Genomic DNA, 16,886 nt, shown 5'->3' on the forward strand with positions numbered 1-16,886 from the left:
GCACGCCGCCAGTCAACCTTACTGGACGACAACTTCCGTTGCGGTGGCAGGCCTCCCACCGCCCCGACGGTGACCACCCCGGCGCGACGCTTCCGCGCAGGCGCGCAGATGGATATAAGGATGTCCTTATATCGAGATTGCCGTCGGCCGCCGCCCGTGCTAGAGCCTGCCCCGCGCGGGACGCATGGCGGCCCGGCGTGCGCCCGGCCCTGGTGCCCGTGCGCCGTCCCAGCGGAGAGGATCCATGAGCAACGATTACGTGGTCAAAGACATCAACCTCGCCGATTGGGGCCGCAAGGAACTGGACATCGCCGAGATCGAGATGCCCGGCCTCATGGCCACCCGCGCGGAATACGGCGCCTCGCAGCCGCTCAAGGGCGCCCGCATCGCCGGCTCGCTGCACATGACGATCCAGACCGGCGTGCTGATCGAGACGCTCAAGGCGCTCGGCGCCGACGTCCGGTGGGCCTCGTGCAACATCTACTCCACCCAGGACCATGCCGCCGCCGCCATCGCCGCCGCCGGCACCCCGGTGTTCGCCATCAAGGGCGAGACGCTGGAGGAATACTGGGAATACACCCACCGCATCTTCGAATGGGCGGATGGCGGCACCCCCAACATGATCCTCGACGACGGCGGCGATGCCACGCTGCTGGTCCATCTCGGCAAGCGCGCGGAGGAGGGCGACGTGGCCTTCCTGGAGGGCGCCACCAACGAGGAGGAGGAAGTCCTCTTCGCCGCCATCAAGCGCCGCCTGAAGCACAAGCCCGGCTGGTACACCCAGCTCGCCAAGAACATCCGTGGCGTGACCGAGGAGACCACCACGGGCGTGCACCGGCTCTACGAGATGCAGAAGAAGGGCACGCTGCTGTGGCCCGCCATCAACGTCAACGACAGCGTCACGAAGTCGAAGTTCGACAACCTTTACGGCTGCCGCGAGTCGCTGGTTGACGGCATCCGCCGCGGCACCGACGTGATGATGGCCGGCAAGGTGGCCATGGTCGCCGGCTTCGGCGACGTGGGCAAGGGCTCGGCCGCCTCGCTGCGCAACGCCGGCTGCCGCGTGATGGTGTCGGAGATCGACCCGATCTGCGCGCTGCAGGCGGCGATGGAAGGCTATGAGGTCACGACCATGGAGGACGCGGCCCCGCGCGCCGACATCTTCGTCACCGCCACCGGCAACCTGGACGTGATCACGGTCGACCACATGCGGGCCATGAAGGACCGCGCCATCGTCTGCAACATCGGCCACTTCGACAGCGAGATCCAGGTCGCCGCGCTGAAGAACTACAAGTGGCATAACGTGAAGCCGCAGGTGGACGAGGTCGAGTTCACCGACGGCAAGCGCATCATCCTGCTCTCCGAGGGCCGGCTCGTGAATCTCGGCAACGCCACCGGCCATCCCAGCTTCGTGATGAGCGCCTCCTTCACCAACCAGACGCTGGCGCAGATCGAGCTGTTCACCAAGCCGGGCCAGTACGACAAGAAGGTCTACACCCTTCCCAAGACCCTGGACGAGAAGGTGGCGGCGCTGCACCTCGACAAGATCGGCGTGAAGCTCACCAAGCTCTCCGACCAGCAGTCGGCCTATATCGGCGTGGCGCAGACCGGCCCCTTCAAGCCCGAGCACTACCGCTACTGAGCCGCCCCCGGGGCGGGCGAACGGGAGGAGGCCGGCCGCAAGGCCGGCCTTTTCGTTTGGCCCGGCCCTCCGGCGCGCGCGAGTGTCCTTTCCTGCGGCGTGAAAGCCCCAGCCCTCGGCATGCCGTGCGGGCGTGATCCTCCGGCCCGCTGTCGTCCCCGGCATGTGCGGGGGATCCACCGGCGAAAGGTCCGGCTCCGGTTTCGCCGGCGCCGCAGGCGGGTCCGCGGATGCCCCGGGGGCACGGCGGCCCCCGGCCGAAGCGCCGGCGCACCCGGGATGCGGGCAGCCCTCTCACGCAAGACCGCCATCGGCCGGCCGCCGCATTGTCTTCCCCCGCGATCGGAGCTAGGTGTTAGCTGAACCCGGCGCCCTGACGCTGGGGAATGTGTTGCGGGGGCTGCCTTGGCAAGTTCGGAGCGAAGGTCCCGGGACGCCTGGCGCGCGGCCCACGGCCGGAAGGGGCGCGGCTGTTGCGAGGCGATGCGCGGCGCCCGCCGCGCCGCCCGGTTCCGCCGCCTCCCGGCACGCTGAAGGGCCGCCCCGCGCCATGTTCGCCAGCCTGCTTCGCGATCGCACGCGTGCCTTGCCCTTCGCCGCCGAGATCGGCGCCCTCGGCGTCGTCTTCGGCGACATCGGCACGAGCCCGCTCTACGCCCTCAAACAGGGCGTGCTGGCGGTCGGCGGCACCAACTTCCTTGCCACCGACGTGCTGGGCCTGCTCTCGCTCATCACCTGGAGCATCATCCTCTCGGTCACGGTGAAGTACGTGATGCTGGTGCTGCGGGCCGACAATGACGGGGAAGGCGGCATCCTCGCGCTCGTCACCTTGCTCGATCTGCACCGCTCCGCCATCGGTCTGCGCTGGTACCTGCTCGCCGCGGGCCTGCTCGGCGCCGCCATGCTGATCGGCGACGGCGTTTTGACCCCCGCCATCTCCGTGCTCTCGGCGATCGAGGGCCTGCAGGTGATCGCGCCGGAGCTGGAGCACTGGGTGGTGGCGCTGACCGTGCTGGTGCTCGCCGCCGTGTTCCTCTCCCAGCGGCTCGGCACCGAGCGCATCGCCTCCTTCTTCGGGCCGATCATGCTGGTCTGGTTCGGCGCGCTCGCCGCGCTCGGCCTCCACGGCATCGTCCAGGCGCCGCAGGTGCTGGCCGGGCTCGACCCGCGCCACGGCATCCAGCTGATGCTCGACCATCCGGGCCTCGCCGGCGTGATCCTCGGCGCCTGCTTCCTCGCCATCACCGGCGGCGAGGCGCTTTATGCCGACCTCGGCCATTTCGGCCGCAAGGTCATCGCCCGCGCCTGGCTCGCCATCGCCATGCCGGCGCTGCTGCTCAATTATTACGGCCAGGGCGCGATCCTGCTGGTGGATCCCAATTCCGCCCGCAACCCGTTCTACGACCTGTCGCCCGACTGGTTCGACGTGCCGCTGCTGTTCCTCGCCACCGCCGCCACGGTGATCGCCTCGCAGGCCATCATCACCGGCGTGTTCTCGCTCGCCAAGCAGGCCATCGAGCTCGGCTACCTGCCGCCCATGCGCATCCGCTACACCTCCGAGCACAACGAGCAGCACATCTATGTGGGGCGGCTCAACTGGCTTTTGATGATCTCCTGCATCGCCGTGGTGCTGGGCTTCGAGGCCTCCGAGAAGCTCGCCTCGGCCTACGGCATCGCGGTGGCCTTCGCCATGGTGACCACCACCATCCTGTTCATCGCTCAGGTGCACCGCGCCTGGGGTTGGCCGGAGCCGGCGGTGTGGGCCATGGCGGTCGCCATGCTCGCGGTGGACCTCTCCTTCGCCGCCGCCAACATGACCAAGATCCACGACGGCGGCTGGCTGCCGCTCTCCATCGCCGGGGTGATCATCTTCGTCATGGTGAGCTGGCGGCGCGGCCTCGAGGGCGTGGTGGCGCAGCAGGTGCGCTTCACCGAGCCGCTGGACAGCTTCGTCGGCCGCAAGGACCGCTCCGGCGACGTGGAGAGCCCGCGCACCGCGATCTTCCTCTCGCGCGCCGGCGCCATGACGCCGGTGGCGCTCTCGCGCCTGTCGGAGCTGCTCAAGATCCGCTTCGACACCGCGGTGATCGTCTCGGTGTGGATCGCCTCGCGCCCGCGCGTCTCGGTGGAGGACCGGGTGAAGGTCACCGCCATGGACGCCGGCTTCGTGCGCGTCGACCTGCGCTTCGGCTACATGCAGCAGATCGACGTGCCGGCGGTGCTCGGCCCGGCGCTCAGCGCGCGCGGCGTCGATCCGGAGGCGGCGGTCTACGTGATCGGTCACGAGCGCATCATACCGCCTGACGAGGTGACGCGTCCGAAGGACGTGCTGGCGCACGCCTTCGCCTTCCTCGCGCGCAATGCCGAGCGCTCGGTCGACCGCTTCGGCCTGCCCCGCGCGCGCACGGTCGAGATCGGCTATCCCGTTAAATTGTGACGATTTCCCACCGGCGGCACGGGGATGTCCCGTGCCTGCCGGCATTGGAACAAGGAAAAGCTTTCACCTGGTGCGAAAAGCGTGCTGAGGTGAGCGGGCCCGGGGGCGGACATGGACGGCACCCTCAGCCGAGGGGGCCATTCCAAACATGTGGGGTTCGAGGGCGATCGCCGATCCGACGCGCCAAGGGCACGCGTCGGGCGGGTTCGCGCTCTGCGGGGGAAACGGTGGCGGCATGGGACTGCGAGAGGGAGTTTCGAAGGCGTGGGCGTTCCTGCGGGATCGCGTCGGCCTGCATGGCCTCGGATTCGTGGCGAGCCTCGCCGTCATCGCCTTCGCGGCGGTCGTGCTCTACAACATGCTGCACGACCTCAAGCTGTCGGACGTGCTCGACGCGCTGAGGGAGAAGAACCCGGCGCACGTGGCTGCGGCGTTCTTCCTGGTGGCCGGCGCCTATGTGACGCTCACCTTCTACGACTGGTTCGCCCTGCGCACCATCGGCAAGGACCACGTGCCCTATCGCGTCGCCGCGCTGTCGGGCTTCTGCTCCTATTCCATCGGCCACAATGTGGGCTTCACGGTGTTCACCGGCGGCTCGGTGCGCTACCGCATCTATTCCGCCTGGGGGCTCGGCGCCATCGACGTGGCGAAGATCTGCTTCGTCGCCGGCCTCACCTTCTGGCTCGGCAACATCGCCGTGCTCGGCCTCGGCATCACCCTCCACCCCGAGGCGGCGACCGCCGTCGACCACCTGCCGCCGGCGGTCAACCGGATGATCGGCATTGCCGCCTTGTGCGTGCTGGCGGCCTACGTGGCCTGGGTGTCCGCGAAGCCGCGCACCATCGGCCGCTCCTCCTGGTTCGTGACGCTGCCAAAGGGCCGCTCCACTCTGGTGCAGATCGGCATCGGCATCCTCGATCTGTCGCTGTGCGCCGCGGCCATGTACATGCTGATGCCGGCCGAACCCTATATCGACCCGGTCTCGCTCTCGGTGATCTTCATCACCGCCACGCTGCTCGGCTTCGCGAGCCATGCGCCGGGCGGGCTCGGCGTGTTCGATGCGGCGCTGCTGGTCGCTCTGCCTCAGTTCGACAAGGGCGACATGGTGGGCGCGCTGCTCATCTTCCGGCTGTTCTACTACATCGTGCCGTTCGCGCTCTCGCTGACCCTGCTCGGCCTGCGCGAGCTGAGCCTGCGCGGCGTCGGCGCGCCCGCGGCGGCCGATGCGGACGGCGGCAAGGCGGCGGCCGAGCCGCGTCCCGCCCGCGAGCCGCGTTCCGCCGGGGCCGGGTCCGAGCCGGCCAAGGCCCGCACCATCGCCAAGTGAGGGGCCGGCTGGATGGCTTGCCGGACGGTCCGCGGGAGCGGGACGGAGCGTCCGGGCCTCAGCGTGGCAGCGGCAGGGCTGGCGCTCCGCCGAGGCCGGGCAGGCCGATGGCGGCACCGAGCTTGCCCTTGGGCACCTTGACCACCTGGACCCCCGCGGGCAGTTCGAACAGCTCGGGGTTCTGCGGCGCGCGGCTGAGCTGGGTGACCTCGTAGACCGTGCGCTTCGTGCCCTCCACCTCCACCTCGGTGCGCAGGGCGATGCCGTCCGGGGTGATGCAGGCGAAGGTGGCGGCGCTCGTGAGATGGGCCTGGGAGTCCACCTTCCACACGTCGCAGGCCTCGCCGGCTACCGCCGATTCCCCCACCCGCGTGCCGTTGCCGCTGAGCGCGCCCATGGAATATTCCTTGGGGATGTCGATCTCCATGGCCATGTTCGGCACGTTGGGCAGCATCATCACCATCTTGCGGGCGTTGAGGTCGATCAGCCCGAGGATCGGCGTCGGCACGTTCGGGTTGGTCATCTCCACCCGCATGCGCGACCGGCTGTGGGCGAGCGAGAGCGTGCCCCCGCGCTTAAGATCGGCGGTCAGCGCGAAGTCGACGCTGGGCATGGGCAGGGGATCAGCGAGCGCGGCTCCGCACAGGGCCGCGGCCGACAAGGCGGCGCCGGCGAACGCCGCGAGACCGCGCATGGGCAGAACGGCAACGGAAACGGCCATGGGTCCTCGTCCTTCGTTCCCTCGTTCATAGCAGAAGCCGCCGCCAGATCATCCCTTTGCGCGCGCCTCGGGGATCACTTCGCGTTTCCCTCGTGCGCCCGAAGGCGGCGCTCCGACCGCCCCGTCGGCACGGGGCGATCGGGCGGACCGCCGCCGGACCGGCGTTTGGCCGCGGGCCGGCTTTGTCGTAATGGCTTCGTTAAGGCCGACCAGCATGGCCGATCAAGGCCGAGGCGGGTGATTCGCGCCGCCGGCCCGTCGGGCGAGGGGTTAGGGGGCGCAGGTTAGAGGCGCAGGTGCGGGGCGCGACGGTCGCGCCGCAGGGGGCGGCACCCGCGTGTGGCGCAACCGGGCCCGGCGCAACCTGGCCGCAGGAGCAAGCGTGGCGATGAGGCGGCTGTTGTCTCTTCTGGGTGCGGACGCCGCCGAGCGGCCCGCCGGCGCGCGCGCGCTCGCCTGGGGACTGTTCGCCCTGGCGCTGCTGTGCGCGCTCGGGATCGGCTTCCAGCTCATGCATCCCGTGCTCGCGCTCGCCATGGGGGCGGTGCTGGCCGTGCTGGCGGTGCTCGCGCCGCCCCTGCCGGCCGCCCGCGAGCATGCCGCCGCCTTGGAGCCGCTGCTGGCGCCCGAGCCGGCGGCGATCCGCGACCGGCGCGTCGAGGCGCTGGTCTCCGCCCTGCCGGAGCCGGCGCTGCTGCTCACCCCCGAGGGCGAGATCGTCACCGCCAACGCGCGGGTGGCGCTCGCCATCGGCCCGGCGCGGGTGGGCGATCCCCTGTCGTTCCTGGTGCGGGTTCCGGAGGTGCTGGACGCGGTGCGGGCCGCCGCCAAGGACAGCCTGCCGCGGCGCGTCGAGTTCGCCGAGCGCGTGCCGCTCGACCGCTGGCTGGAGGCCCATGTGGTGCCGCTGCACCTCGCGCCGGAGCCGGAAGGGCGCGGCGGGCCCGATGCGGTCCTGCTCACCTTCCGCGACCTCACCCAGCAGCGGCGGGTGGAGCAGATGCGCGCCGACTTCGTCGCCAATGCCAGCCACGAGCTGCGCACCCCCCTCGCCTCGCTGTCGGGCTTCATCGAGACCCTCCAGGGGCCGGCGCGCAACGACCCGGCCGCGCGCGAGCGCTTCCTGTCCATCATGGCGGCGCAGGCGCGGCGCATGTCGCGCCTGATCGACGACCTGCTCTCGCTCTCGCGCATCGAGCTCAACGCCCACGTGCGGCCCGAGACGCCGGTGGAGCTCGGCGCCATCGTCGCCCATGTGTGCGACACCCTCTCGCCGCTGGCAAAGGACCGCGGGGTCGCCATCGAGCTGGTGAAGGAGGCCGACAGGGCGGTGGTGCGCGGCGACCGCGACGAGCTCATCCGCCTGTTCGAGAACCTGGTGGAGAACGCGCTGAAATATGCCGCCGAGGGCCGGAAGGTGACGGTCAGCGTCGCCTGCGAGGGGCCGGCGGCGGCGCCGGCCGCGGTGGTGGCGGTGCGCGACTACGGCCCGGGCATCCCGCCGGAGGACCTGCCGCGCCTCACCGAGCGCTTCTATCGGGTGGACGTGGCGGCGAGTCGGGAGCAGGGCGGTACCGGCCTCGGCCTCGCCATCGTCAAGCACATCGTGGTGCGCCACCGGGGCCGGCTAAGCATCGACAGCGTGCCCGGCGAGGGGTCAGTCTTCGCGGTGCGCCTGGATGCTTTGCCGGAGAAAGAAAAAAGCATAGATTCGTCAGTTAGTTGAGCTGTCATCTCGGTGTCATCCGTGCGTCATAGAACCTTGGCGCACGAGGACTAAGAGTCCCGAGCCCAATGTTGCGTCACGGCCACGGGCTGTTTGGGCGCTACGAAATTGGCAAGGAGAGATATCGTGAAGCTCACCACCGCTCTCGGCGTGATCGCCGTGGCCACCCTCATGGCCGGCAGCGCGACCGCCGGCGACATCACCGGCGCCGGCGCCACCTTCCCGGCTCCCGTGTATCAGGCCTGGGCTGTGGCCTATAAGGAGAAGACCGGCACCGGTCTCAATTACCAGTCCATCGGCTCGGGCGCCGGCCAGACCCAGATCTTCAACCGCACCGTTGATTTCGGCGCCTCCGACGCCCCGGTCCAGACCGAGAAGCTCGCCCAGCAGAATCTGCTGCAGTTCCCGGCGGTGATCGGCTCCGTGGTTCCGATCGTCAACCTGGACGGTATCGCGGCCAACCAGCTCAAGCTGACCGGCCCGGTGCTTGCCGACATCTATCTCGGCAAGATCACCAAGTGGAACGACAAGGTCATCGCCGACCTCAATCCCGGCGTGACCCTGCCGAACCTCGGCATCGTGCCGACCTATCGTTCGGACGGATCGGGCACCACCTACGTGTTCGTGTCCTACCTCGCCGACGTGAGCCCCGAGTGGAAGTCCAAGGTGGGCGTGGCGACCTCGGTCTCCTGGCCGGCCGGCGCGGGCGGCAAGGGCAATGAGGGCGTGGCCGGAACGGTGAAGAACACCAAGGGCGCCATCGGCTACGTGGAATACATCTACGCCTCGGCCAACAGCCTTGTGACGGCCCAGCTGCAGAACAAGGCCGGCAAGTTCGTGTCGCCGACCGTTCCCTCGTTCCAGGCCGCCGCCGCCAATGCGGACTGGGCCGGCGCGAAGGACTTCGCGGCGTCCATGATCAACACCCCCGGCGACACCACTTGGCCGATCACCTCCGCGACCTTCATCCTGCTCCCGAAGGAGCCGAAGTCCGCCGAGCAGGCCGCCGAGGTCATCAAGTTCTTCGACTGGGCCTTCAAGAGCGGCGCGCCGATCGCCGAGAAGCTCCACTACATCCCGCTTCCCGAAGACGTCGCCAACCGCGTGCGCGCGGCGTGGAAGACCGACGTGAAGGTGGACGGCAAGCCGGTGTGGTCGAACTGATCCGACCGACGCGCAGGTCCCTAGCGTGACAGCGGATGGCGGCCGGCCTTTTGGCCGCCATCCGCGCCAGGGCAATTCATTCTCCACGACAATTGTGCCGAGCGCCGCGCCAGTTGCGGCTTTCCGTTCGGGATGCGGGGGATTTGGGCGATGGATGCGACGATGAGCGGTGCGGGCAACCCGGCGATGGGCCGCGCCATCGGGCCGATCGGATCGGAAAAGGCGGTGGGGCGCCTGTCGGACCGCGTCTTTGTGGCCTCGCTTTGGGGCAGCGGCATCTTCGTGCTGGTGCTGCTCGGTCTCATCATCGCCATGCTGTTCGAAGGCGGCCTTCCGGCGTTCCAAGCCTTCGGGCTCGACTTTCTTTGGACTGCCGCCTGGAACCCCGTGACCGAGAATTTCGGCGCGCTGGTGATGATCTACGGCACGATCTTCAGCGCCGTCATCGCCGTTGTCATCGCGCTGCCGCTGTCCTTCGGCATTGCCTTCTTCCTGAGCGAGATCGCGCCGCAGGCGCTCCGCAAGCCCATCGGCGTGGCGATCCAGCTGCTCGCCGCGGTGCCCTCCATCATCTATGGCATGTGGGGCTTCTTCATCATCTCGCCGCTGATGGCGGCCTATGTGCAGCCGCCGCTGATCGACCTGCTGGGCCCGCTGCCCGTGATCGGCTTCCTGTTCCAGGGGCCGGCGCTCGGCGGCGGCATGCTCACCGCCGGGCTCATCATGGCGGTGATGATCCTGCCCTTCATCACGGCCATGTTCGTGGAGACCCTGGAATCGGTCCCGCCCATGCTGAAGGAATCGGCCTATGGCGTCGGCGGCACCACCTACGAGGTCTATAAGAACGTCTCGATCCCCTACGGCCGCACCGCCATGGTTGGCGCGGTGATGCTCGGCCTTGGCCGGGCCCTGGGCGAGACCATGGCGGTCACCTTCGTGATCGGCAACGCGACGCGCCTGTCCGCCTCGCTGTTCGCCCCCGGCGCGACCATCGCCTCCACCATCGCCAACGAATTCCCCGAGGCGGCGCAGGGCACCTTGAAGCTCGACTCGCTGCTTGCGCTCGGCTTCATCCTGTTCGTCATCTCCTTCATCGTGCTGGCGCTCTCGCGCTTCCTCGTCCGCTCGAACCTGAAGAACTGAGGGCCAGAACGCCATGGCTTCGCTCGCCGTCCGCCGTGCCAAGGATTCCACGATCAAGGCGATCAGCACCGCCTTCGCGGTCTTCGCGCTGTTCCTCCTCGCCTGGATCTTGTTCACCCTGATCCAGAAGGGCCTGCCGGCCCTCGGCCTCAACGTCTTCACGCGGATCACGCTGCCGCCGGGACAGAACGGCGGCCTGCTGAACGCCATCGTGGGCTCGCTGATCCAGATCGCCATCGCCATGCTGATCGGCACGCCCATCGGCCTGATGGCCGGCACCTTCCTCGCCGAGAACGGCAAGACCACGAAGGTCGGCCATGTGGCGCGCTTCGTGAATGACATTCTCCTGTCGGCGCCCTCCATCCTGGTCGGCCTGTTCGTCTACACCTTCCTGGTGGCGCCGCTCGGCGGCTTCTCCGGCTGGGCCGGCGCGATCGCGCTCGCAATCCTGGTGATCCCGGTGGTGGTGCGCACCACCGAGGACATGCTGAACCTCGTTCCCGTGGGCCTGCGCGAGGCCGCCTTCGCCCTCGGCGCGCCGCAGTGGAAGGTGGTGATGCTGGTGACCTGGCGCGCGGCGCAGGCCGGCATCGTCACCGGCATCCTGCTCGCCATCGCCCGCGCGGCGGGCGAGACCGCGCCGCTGCTGTTCACCTCGCTCGGCAACAATTCGTGGTCTCTGGATCTCTCCAGGCCTATGGCCAGCCTGCCGATCGCCATCTATCAGTATGCCGGCAGCCCGTTCGACGACTGGGTGTCGCTCGCCTGGGCCGGTGCGCTGCTGATCACTGTGGGCGTGCTGGTGCTGAACATTCTCGCCCGCCTGTTCCTGGCGCGTACCAAGTAGATGCGGCCGCTGCGGACAGGAAAGACCACGGAATTGTTCGCGTCCGGCGTGCTGCGGGCGCATCAGGATCCCAAGTGAGGCTCAGATGAACTCTGCCGTCGATCCCACCTTCAATATCGCCTCGTCCGTCTCCGCCAAGCCCGACGCGCCGCAGGCTCCGGCCAAGATCAAGGTCGATAATCTCCAATTCTATTACGGGCAGAACCATGCCCTGAAGAACATCAACTTCCACATCCCGGAGAAGCGGGTCACCGCCATGATCGGGCCGTCGGGCTGCGGCAAGTCCACGCTGCTGCGCGTGTTCAACCGCATGTACGACCTCTATCCCGGCCAGCGCGCCGAGGGCGCGGTGCTGTTTGACGGCGTGAACATCGTCGGCAAGGAGCTGGACGCCACCATCGTGCGCACCCGCATCGGCATGGTGTTCCAGAAACCCACGCCGTTCCCCATGTCGATCTACGACAACATCGCCTTCGGCGTGAAGCTGCACGAGCGGCTCAAGAAGTCGCAGATGGATGAGCGCGTGGAATGGTGCCTGCGCAAGGCGGCGATCTGGGACGAGACCAAGGACCGCCTGCACACGTCGGCGCTCGGCATGTCCGGCGGCCAGCAGCAGCGCCTGTGCATCGCCCGCACCATCGCGGTGAAGCCCGAGGTGATCTTGCTCGACGAGCCGACCTCCGCGCTCGACCCGATCTCTACCTCGAAGATCGAGGACCTGATCGACGAGCTGAAGCGCGAGTTCACGATCGTCATCGTGACCCACAACATGCAGCAGGCGGCCCGCTGCGCCGATATTACCGCCTTCTTCTATCTCGGCGAGCTGATCGAGGTGGCGCCTTCGGACGTGATCTTCACCAATCCGAAGGAGATCAAGACCCGCGACTACATCACCGGCCGCTTCGGCTGACCCGCGCAAGGAACACCGAGATGCCCGAGCATACCGTTTCGTCCTTTGACGTGGAACTCAAGGAGCTTGGCCGCAAGGTGGTCGAGATGGGCGGCCAGGCCGAGCGCCTGGTGGCCGATGGCGTCACCTCGCTGATCCGCCGCGACACCGCTCTGGCGCAGCGCGTGGTGCTGCTGGACGCCGCCTGCGACCAGATGCAGCGCGAGATCGAGGAGAAGGCGGTCCTGGTGATCGCCAAGCGCCAGCCGGTGGCCGGCGACCTGCGCGAGGTGGTGGCGACGATCCGCATCGCCAACGACCTGGAGCGCATCGGCGACCTCGCCAAGAACGTCGCCAAGCGGGTCATCGCCATCGAGGGCGAGTACCACCCGGCGAAGCTGGTGCGCGGCGTGGAGCACATCTCCGATCTGGTGCTCGAGCAGCTGAAGGAGGTGCTCGACGCCTATGCCGGCCAGAACGAGACCAAGGCGCTCGAAGTGTGGGGCCGGGACGGCGCCATCGACACCATGTACACCTCGCTGTTCCGCGAACTCCTCACCTACATGATGGAGGATCCGCGCAACATCTCGGTGTGCACGCACCTTCTGTTCTGCGCCAAGAACATCGAGCGCATCGGCGACCACGCCACCAACATCGCCGAGATCGTCTATTACATGGTCACCGGTCAGAATCTGCCGGAGAGCCGTCCGAAGGCGGACGCCTCCAGCGAGACCACGGTGGCGTTCCCCGGGCGCACGCTCCAGGGCTGAGGCGCGGCACCGGTGGCGCGCCAGCGCCGCGGACCGTGCGTGCTGATCAAGATCCGCCGCCGGACTGTCCCGGCGGTGGCAGGTGTGATGACAGTCGGATGAGAGACCCGTGCCGGCGCGTATCCTGATCGTCGAGGACGAGGAACCGTTGACCCTCCTGCTCCGCTACAACCTGGAGTCGGAGGGCTATGGCGTCGAGAGCGTGGCCCGCGGCGATGAGGCGGAGACCCGCCTGCGCGAGAGCGTGCCGGACCTTGTCATCCTCGACTGGATGCTGCCGGGCCTCTCCGGCATCGAGCTGTGCCGGCGGCTGCGCACCCGGCCGGAGACCGAGCGCCTGCCCGTGATCATGCTCACCGCCCGCGGCGAGGAGACCGAGCGCGTGCGCGGGCTCGCCACCGGTGCCGACGACTATGTGGTCAAGCCCTTCTCGGTGCCGGAACTGCTTGCCCGGGTGCGGGCGCTGCTGCGCCGGGCCAAGCCCGAGCACGTGGCGACCCTGCTGCGCGCCGGCGACATCGAGCTCGACCGCGAGACCCACCGCGTGCACCGCGCCGGCCGCGAGGTGCATCTCGGCCCGACCGAGTTCCGGCTGCTGGAATTCCTGATGCAGAGCCCCGGCCGCGTGTTCTCGCGCGAGCAGCTGCTGGACGGGGTGTGGGGCCAGGACGTCTATATCGACGAGCGCACCGTGGACGTGCATGTGGGCCGGCTGCGCAAGGCCATCAATCGCGGCCGCCAGTCGGACCCCATCCGCACCGTGCGGGGCGCCGGCTATTCCTTCAACGAGATGTTCGCCCGGGCGCACTGACGGCGCCGAGCGGGTCCGGCTCGTGGTCGCCCGCCGGCGCGGCGCGGCCGCCGCAAGCTTCTGCGGAAGAAGGCGCCACGCCCCCGCAAAGCGCCCCCAAACCCTCCCCCGGCGGGGCGAGGGGGCGCCGGACGCCCGGCTCAGAGATAAGCGAGCCGGCGGTCGCGCCGGCGGTCCTGCACCGGCTGGTAGGCGATGCGCGCGTGGTGGGCGCAATAGGGCAGGCCCTGCTTGGTCTTGCCGCCGCAGAAATAGAAGCTGTCCGTGCCCGGCTCGCCGGTGGGCCAGCGGCAGGTGCTCTCGGTGAGGTTCATGATGGTGCAGCGCTGGCCCATGGGCACCACATTGTCGGCGCCCTGCGGCGCCGGGGCGGGAGCCTCCCGCGCCATCGGCTCGAGCTCCTGGGCCAGCGCGGTCGCGCCGTGGGTCAGCGGCCGCTGCGGCCGCGCGTCGCGCCGGGTCTCGGCCTCCCGCGCCGGCTTGCGCGGGCGCGTCGAGGAGGACGCGCTCTTCGCCCGGCCCGACAGGCCGAGGCGGTGCACCTTGCCGATCACCGCGTTGCGGGTCACCTCGCCCAGCTCCCCGGCGATCTGGCTCGCGGAAAGTCCGTCGCTCCAAAGCTTCTTCAGCAGCTCGACGCGCTCGTCGGTCCAGCTCATGGCTCGTCTCCCATCTGCCGCATCTCGAGTGGCGCCGGAACCTGGCGCCCGACCCTGTGCCGCGGCGCCGCCACGCCGCCCGGACCTGCCGGACTCCTCCCGCGAGCCCCCGCGCGGCATCGCGCGGGAGTCGGCCACTTTTACCGTCCCGAGGAAGAGTGGCGCACGATATGTCGTGGCCAACTGAAAATTAACCTACAATATGCACGCGCAAGGCGACAGAGTCCCGATTCGGTACCCGGATCGTTTTCCCCAGGTCGTTGCGCGCAGGACTCACCTTATCTGTGGATCGTGGGCGCCGCCGGGGTCCGCGGCGCCCGCGCCCGGCGCGCGCCGGTTGTGGCGGCGATGTTGACCTCGCGCGCGTGATCATTAGTATTGCCAAAAATGTCGGGCCGCCCCCGCTTGGGCGGCCCGTTTTAGTTTCCGGCCACCCGCGAGCCGGCTCAAGGGAATCCCCGCACCCCGCACGGGTCTCGAAGGCGCAGGCGGGCGGGTCCATTCCCGCACTGGAGGAAGCCGTGATCCCCGCCGTTCTGCCGACCTATGCGCGCATCGACCTCGAATTCGAACGGGGTGAGGGCTCGTGGCTCGTCACGACGGACGGGCGACGCTTCCTCGACTTCACCGCCGGCATCGCGGTGAACATCCTCGGCCATGCCAATCCCGGCCTCGCCGCCGCGCTCACCGAGCAGGCCGGCAAGCTCTGGCACACCTCGAACCTGTTCCGCATCCCCGGCGGCGAGCGCCTCGCCGAGCGGCTGCGGGCGGCGACCTTCGCCGACACGGTGTTCTTCACCAATTCGGGCGCGGAGGCGCTGGAGTGCGCCATCAAGATGGCGCGCAAATTCCATTATGCCTCGGGCCATCCCGAGAAGAACCGCATCATCACCTTCGAGGGCGCCTTCCACGGCCGAACCCTGGCGACGCTCGCCGCGGGCGGCAGCGCCAAGTATCTGGAAGGCTTCGGCCCGGACCTGCCGGGCTTCGACCAGGTGCCGTTCGGCGACCTCGACGCGGCGCGTGCCGCGGTGACCGACGAGACCGCCGCCATCCTGGTGGAGCCGGTGCAGGGCGAGGGCGGCGTGCGCGTGCCGCCGCCGAGCTTCCTCAAGGGCCTGCGCGCGCTCTGCGACGAGAAGGGCCTGCTGCTCGTGCTCGACGAGGTGCAGTCGGGCGTCGGCCGCACCGGGCGCCTGTTCGCCCATGAATGGGCCGGCATCACGCCCGACATCATGGCGGTGGCCAAGGGCATCGGCGGCGGCTTCCCGCTCGGCGCGTGCCTCGCCACCGAGGAGGCCGCCAAGGGCATGACGCTCGGCACCCACGGCTCCACCTATGGCGGCAACCCGCTCGCCATGGCGGTGGGCAATGCGGTGCTCGACCAGGTGCTGGCCGAAGGCTTCCTCGACCATGTGAACAAGGTCGCCGGCCGCTTCGCCCAACGCCTCGCCGAGGTCAAGGACCGGCACCCCGCCATCATCGCCGAGGTGCGCGGCCAGGGCCTGCTGATGGGCCTGAAGGCCAACGTGCCGGCCGGCGACCTGGTGGTGGCCATGCGCGAGGAGGGCCTGCTCGCCCCCGGCGCGGGCGACAATGTGGTCCGCCTTTTGCCTCCGCTCAACGTGAGCGAGGAAGAGGCGATGCTGGCCGCCGACAGGATCGAGGCCGCCTGCGTCAGGCTCGAGAAGAACTTCGCTCCGGCGAGGGGAGCGGCGGAATGAAGGCTGGCGGGAAGGCCAAGGCGGCGGCGGCCGCGGTTGCGCGCAGCATGGGCGGCAAGGCCAACGGCCACGCCGGGCATGGCGGCTTCAGTGTGGCGAACGGCGTGCGCCATTTCCTCGATCTGTCGGACATCCCGGCCGGCGAGCTGAGGCGCGTGCTGGAGCTGTCCAAGGACCTGAAGGCACGCCGCCGCGCCGGCGACGAGGCGCGCCCGCTCGCCGGCAAGTCGCTCGCCATGGTGTTCGACAAGCCCTCCACCCGCACCCGCGTGTCGTTCGACCTCGCCATGCGTCAGCTCGGCGGCGAGACCATCATGCTCACCGGCCAGGAGATGCAGCTCGGGCGCGGCGAATCCATCGCCGACACCGCCCGCGTTCTCTCGCGCTTCGTCGATGCCATCATGATCCGCATCCTGGAGCATGACGACCTCATGGAGCTGGCGGAATACGCCACCGTACCGGTCATCAACGGCCTCACGCGCCTGTCGCATCCCTGCCAGGTGATGGCGGATGTGATGACCTTCGAGGAGCACCGCGGCCCCATCACCGGCCGCAAGGTGGCCTGGACGGGCGATTTCAACAACGTGCTCGCCTCCTGGATCCACGCCGCCGAACGGTTCGACTTCGCCATGGCAGTGGCGACCCCCAAGGAGCTGCCGCCGAGCCCGGCGATCCGGGACTTCGTCAAGCGCAACAAGGCCAAGGTGACGTTCATGCGCGACCCCGAGGAGGCGGTCGAAGGCGCGGACTGCGTCCTCACCGACACTTGGGTCTCCATGGGCGACGAGGAGGCCGAGCGGCTGCGCCACAATCTGCTCAAGCCCTACCAGGTGAACGCCGCCCTGATGGCGCGCGCCGACAAGGACGCGATCTTCATGCACTGCCTGCCCGCCCACCGCGGCGAGGAGGTCACCGACGAAGTGATGGACGGGCCGCAGTCGGTGGTGTTCGATGAGGCCGAGAATCGGCTGCACGCGCAGAAGGGCATCCTGGCCTGGTGCTTCCATGCGGCCGGCGGCTAGGGCT

The 16,886-nt window shown here is 69.1% G+C and carries 14 protein-coding genes; 12 read left to right on the plus strand and 2 right to left on the minus strand.

Annotation, left to right across the window (positions count from 1 at the left end; translation table 11 throughout):
* Positions 1-244: 244 nt before the first annotated feature.
* From ahcY to ABLE88_RS13010, 3 genes are all read left to right on the plus strand, one after another.
* A complete protein-coding gene (gene ahcY / locus ABLE88_RS13000) occupies positions 245-1,642 on the plus strand; it encodes an adenosylhomocysteinase (RefSeq protein ID WP_348832105.1) in 1,398 nt (465 codons plus the stop codon).
* 550 nt (positions 1,643-2,192) lie between these two features.
* Positions 2,193-4,079 (plus strand): potassium transporter Kup, encoded by a 1,887-nt coding sequence (locus tag ABLE88_RS13005; RefSeq protein WP_348832106.1) that lies wholly within the window; start codon positions 2,193-2,195, stop codon positions 4,077-4,079.
* Positions 4,080-4,314: 235 nt separating this feature from the next.
* Positions 4,315-5,406 (plus strand): putative bifunctional lysylphosphatidylglycerol flippase/synthetase, encoded by a 1,092-nt coding sequence (locus ABLE88_RS13010; RefSeq protein ID WP_348832107.1) that lies wholly within the window; start codon positions 4,315-4,317, stop codon positions 5,404-5,406.
* A 58-nt stretch (positions 5,407-5,464) separates the two neighbouring features.
* Here ABLE88_RS13010 and ABLE88_RS13015 read toward each other — a convergent pair whose 3' ends face one another.
* On the minus strand, positions 5,465-6,127 hold the full coding sequence (locus ABLE88_RS13015; protein WP_348832108.1) for a hypothetical protein: 663 nt from the start codon (positions 6,125-6,127) through the stop codon (positions 5,465-5,467).
* Between the two features lie 388 nt (positions 6,128-6,515).
* On the opposite strand from ABLE88_RS13015, the gene ABLE88_RS13020 reads away from it, so the two are divergent.
* The 7 genes from ABLE88_RS13020 to phoB all read left to right on the plus strand — a co-directional run bounded on the left by ABLE88_RS13020 (position 6,516) and on the right by phoB (position 13,477).
* A complete protein-coding gene (locus tag ABLE88_RS13020; protein ID WP_348832109.1) occupies positions 6,516-7,853 on the plus strand; it encodes an ATP-binding protein in 1,338 nt (445 codons plus the stop codon).
* Positions 7,854-7,979: 126 nt separating this feature from the next.
* Positions 7,980-9,017: a phosphate ABC transporter substrate-binding protein PstS gene (pstS, locus tag ABLE88_RS13025; RefSeq protein ID WP_348832110.1), complete on the plus strand. Its 1,038-nt coding sequence runs from the start codon at positions 7,980-7,982 to the stop codon at positions 9,015-9,017.
* A 150-nt stretch (positions 9,018-9,167) separates the two neighbouring features.
* Positions 9,168-10,160, plus strand: a complete 993-nt coding sequence (gene pstC, locus ABLE88_RS13030) for a phosphate ABC transporter permease subunit PstC (protein ID WP_348832111.1) — start codon at positions 9,168-9,170, stop codon at positions 10,158-10,160.
* Positions 10,161-10,173: 13 nt separating this feature from the next.
* Complete coding sequence (gene pstA / locus ABLE88_RS13035; protein WP_348832112.1) at positions 10,174-11,007, plus strand: phosphate ABC transporter permease PstA; 834 nt, start codon at positions 10,174-10,176, stop codon at positions 11,005-11,007.
* An 85-nt stretch (positions 11,008-11,092) separates the two neighbouring features.
* Entirely contained in the window at positions 11,093-11,917 is an 825-nt protein-coding gene (gene pstB / locus ABLE88_RS13040; protein WP_348832113.1) for a phosphate ABC transporter ATP-binding protein PstB, read from the plus strand.
* Between the two features lie 20 nt (positions 11,918-11,937).
* Positions 11,938-12,666 carry a phosphate signaling complex protein PhoU gene (gene phoU / locus ABLE88_RS13045; RefSeq protein ID WP_348832114.1) on the plus strand — a complete coding sequence of 243 codons (729 nt, stop codon included), beginning with the start codon at positions 11,938-11,940 and terminating at the stop codon, positions 12,664-12,666.
* A gap of 109 nt (positions 12,667-12,775) precedes the next feature.
* Positions 12,776-13,477: a phosphate regulon transcriptional regulator PhoB gene (gene phoB, locus ABLE88_RS13050; RefSeq protein ID WP_348832115.1), complete on the plus strand. Its 702-nt coding sequence runs from the start codon at positions 12,776-12,778 to the stop codon at positions 13,475-13,477.
* Positions 13,478-13,617: 140 nt separating this feature from the next.
* On the opposite strand, the gene ABLE88_RS13055 is transcribed toward phoB, so the two are convergent.
* Positions 13,618-14,136: a GcrA family cell cycle regulator gene (locus tag ABLE88_RS13055; protein ID WP_348832116.1), complete on the minus strand. Its 519-nt coding sequence runs from the start codon at positions 14,134-14,136 to the stop codon at positions 13,618-13,620.
* Between the two features lie 521 nt (positions 14,137-14,657).
* Between ABLE88_RS13055 and ABLE88_RS13060 the strand changes: the two genes are divergently transcribed.
* Positions 14,658-15,860, plus strand: a complete 1,203-nt coding sequence (locus ABLE88_RS13060; protein ID WP_348832117.1) for an aspartate aminotransferase family protein — start codon at positions 14,658-14,660, stop codon at positions 15,858-15,860.
* A 47-nt stretch (positions 15,861-15,907) separates the two neighbouring features.
* Complete coding sequence (argF, locus tag ABLE88_RS13065; RefSeq protein WP_348832190.1) at positions 15,908-16,882, plus strand: ornithine carbamoyltransferase; 975 nt, start codon at positions 15,908-15,910, stop codon at positions 16,880-16,882.
* Positions 16,883-16,886 lie beyond the last annotated feature (4 nt).

It is taken from the genome of Xanthobacter luteus (genome assembly GCF_040049235.1).
Lineage (GTDB): Bacteria > Pseudomonadota > Alphaproteobacteria > Rhizobiales > Xanthobacteraceae > Xanthobacter.

Coding starts and splice junctions, on each gene's coding strand:
- ABLE88_RS13015 (WP_348832108.1), bottom strand. CDS start 6,127: ATGGCCGTTTCCGTTGCCGTTCTGCCCATGCGCGGTCTCGCGGCGTTC.
- ABLE88_RS13010 (WP_348832107.1), top strand. CDS start 4,315: ATGGGACTGCGAGAGGGAGTTTCGAAGGCGTGGGCGTTCCTGCGGGAT.
- ahcY (WP_348832105.1), top strand. CDS start 245: ATGAGCAACGATTACGTGGTCAAAGACATCAACCTCGCCGATTGGGGC.
- argF (WP_348832190.1), top strand. CDS start 15,908: ATGGGCGGCAAGGCCAACGGCCACGCCGGGCATGGCGGCTTCAGTGTG.
- pstB (WP_348832113.1), top strand. CDS start 11,093: ATGAACTCTGCCGTCGATCCCACCTTCAATATCGCCTCGTCCGTCTCC.
- ABLE88_RS13020 (WP_348832109.1), top strand. CDS start 6,516: ATGAGGCGGCTGTTGTCTCTTCTGGGTGCGGACGCCGCCGAGCGGCCC.
- ABLE88_RS13055 (WP_348832116.1), bottom strand. CDS start 14,136: ATGAGCTGGACCGACGAGCGCGTCGAGCTGCTGAAGAAGCTTTGGAGC.
- pstA (WP_348832112.1), top strand. CDS start 10,174: ATGGCTTCGCTCGCCGTCCGCCGTGCCAAGGATTCCACGATCAAGGCG.
- ABLE88_RS13005 (WP_348832106.1), top strand. CDS start 2,193: ATGTTCGCCAGCCTGCTTCGCGATCGCACGCGTGCCTTGCCCTTCGCC.
- phoU (WP_348832114.1), top strand. CDS start 11,938: ATGCCCGAGCATACCGTTTCGTCCTTTGACGTGGAACTCAAGGAGCTT.
- pstC (WP_348832111.1), top strand. CDS start 9,168: ATGGATGCGACGATGAGCGGTGCGGGCAACCCGGCGATGGGCCGCGCC.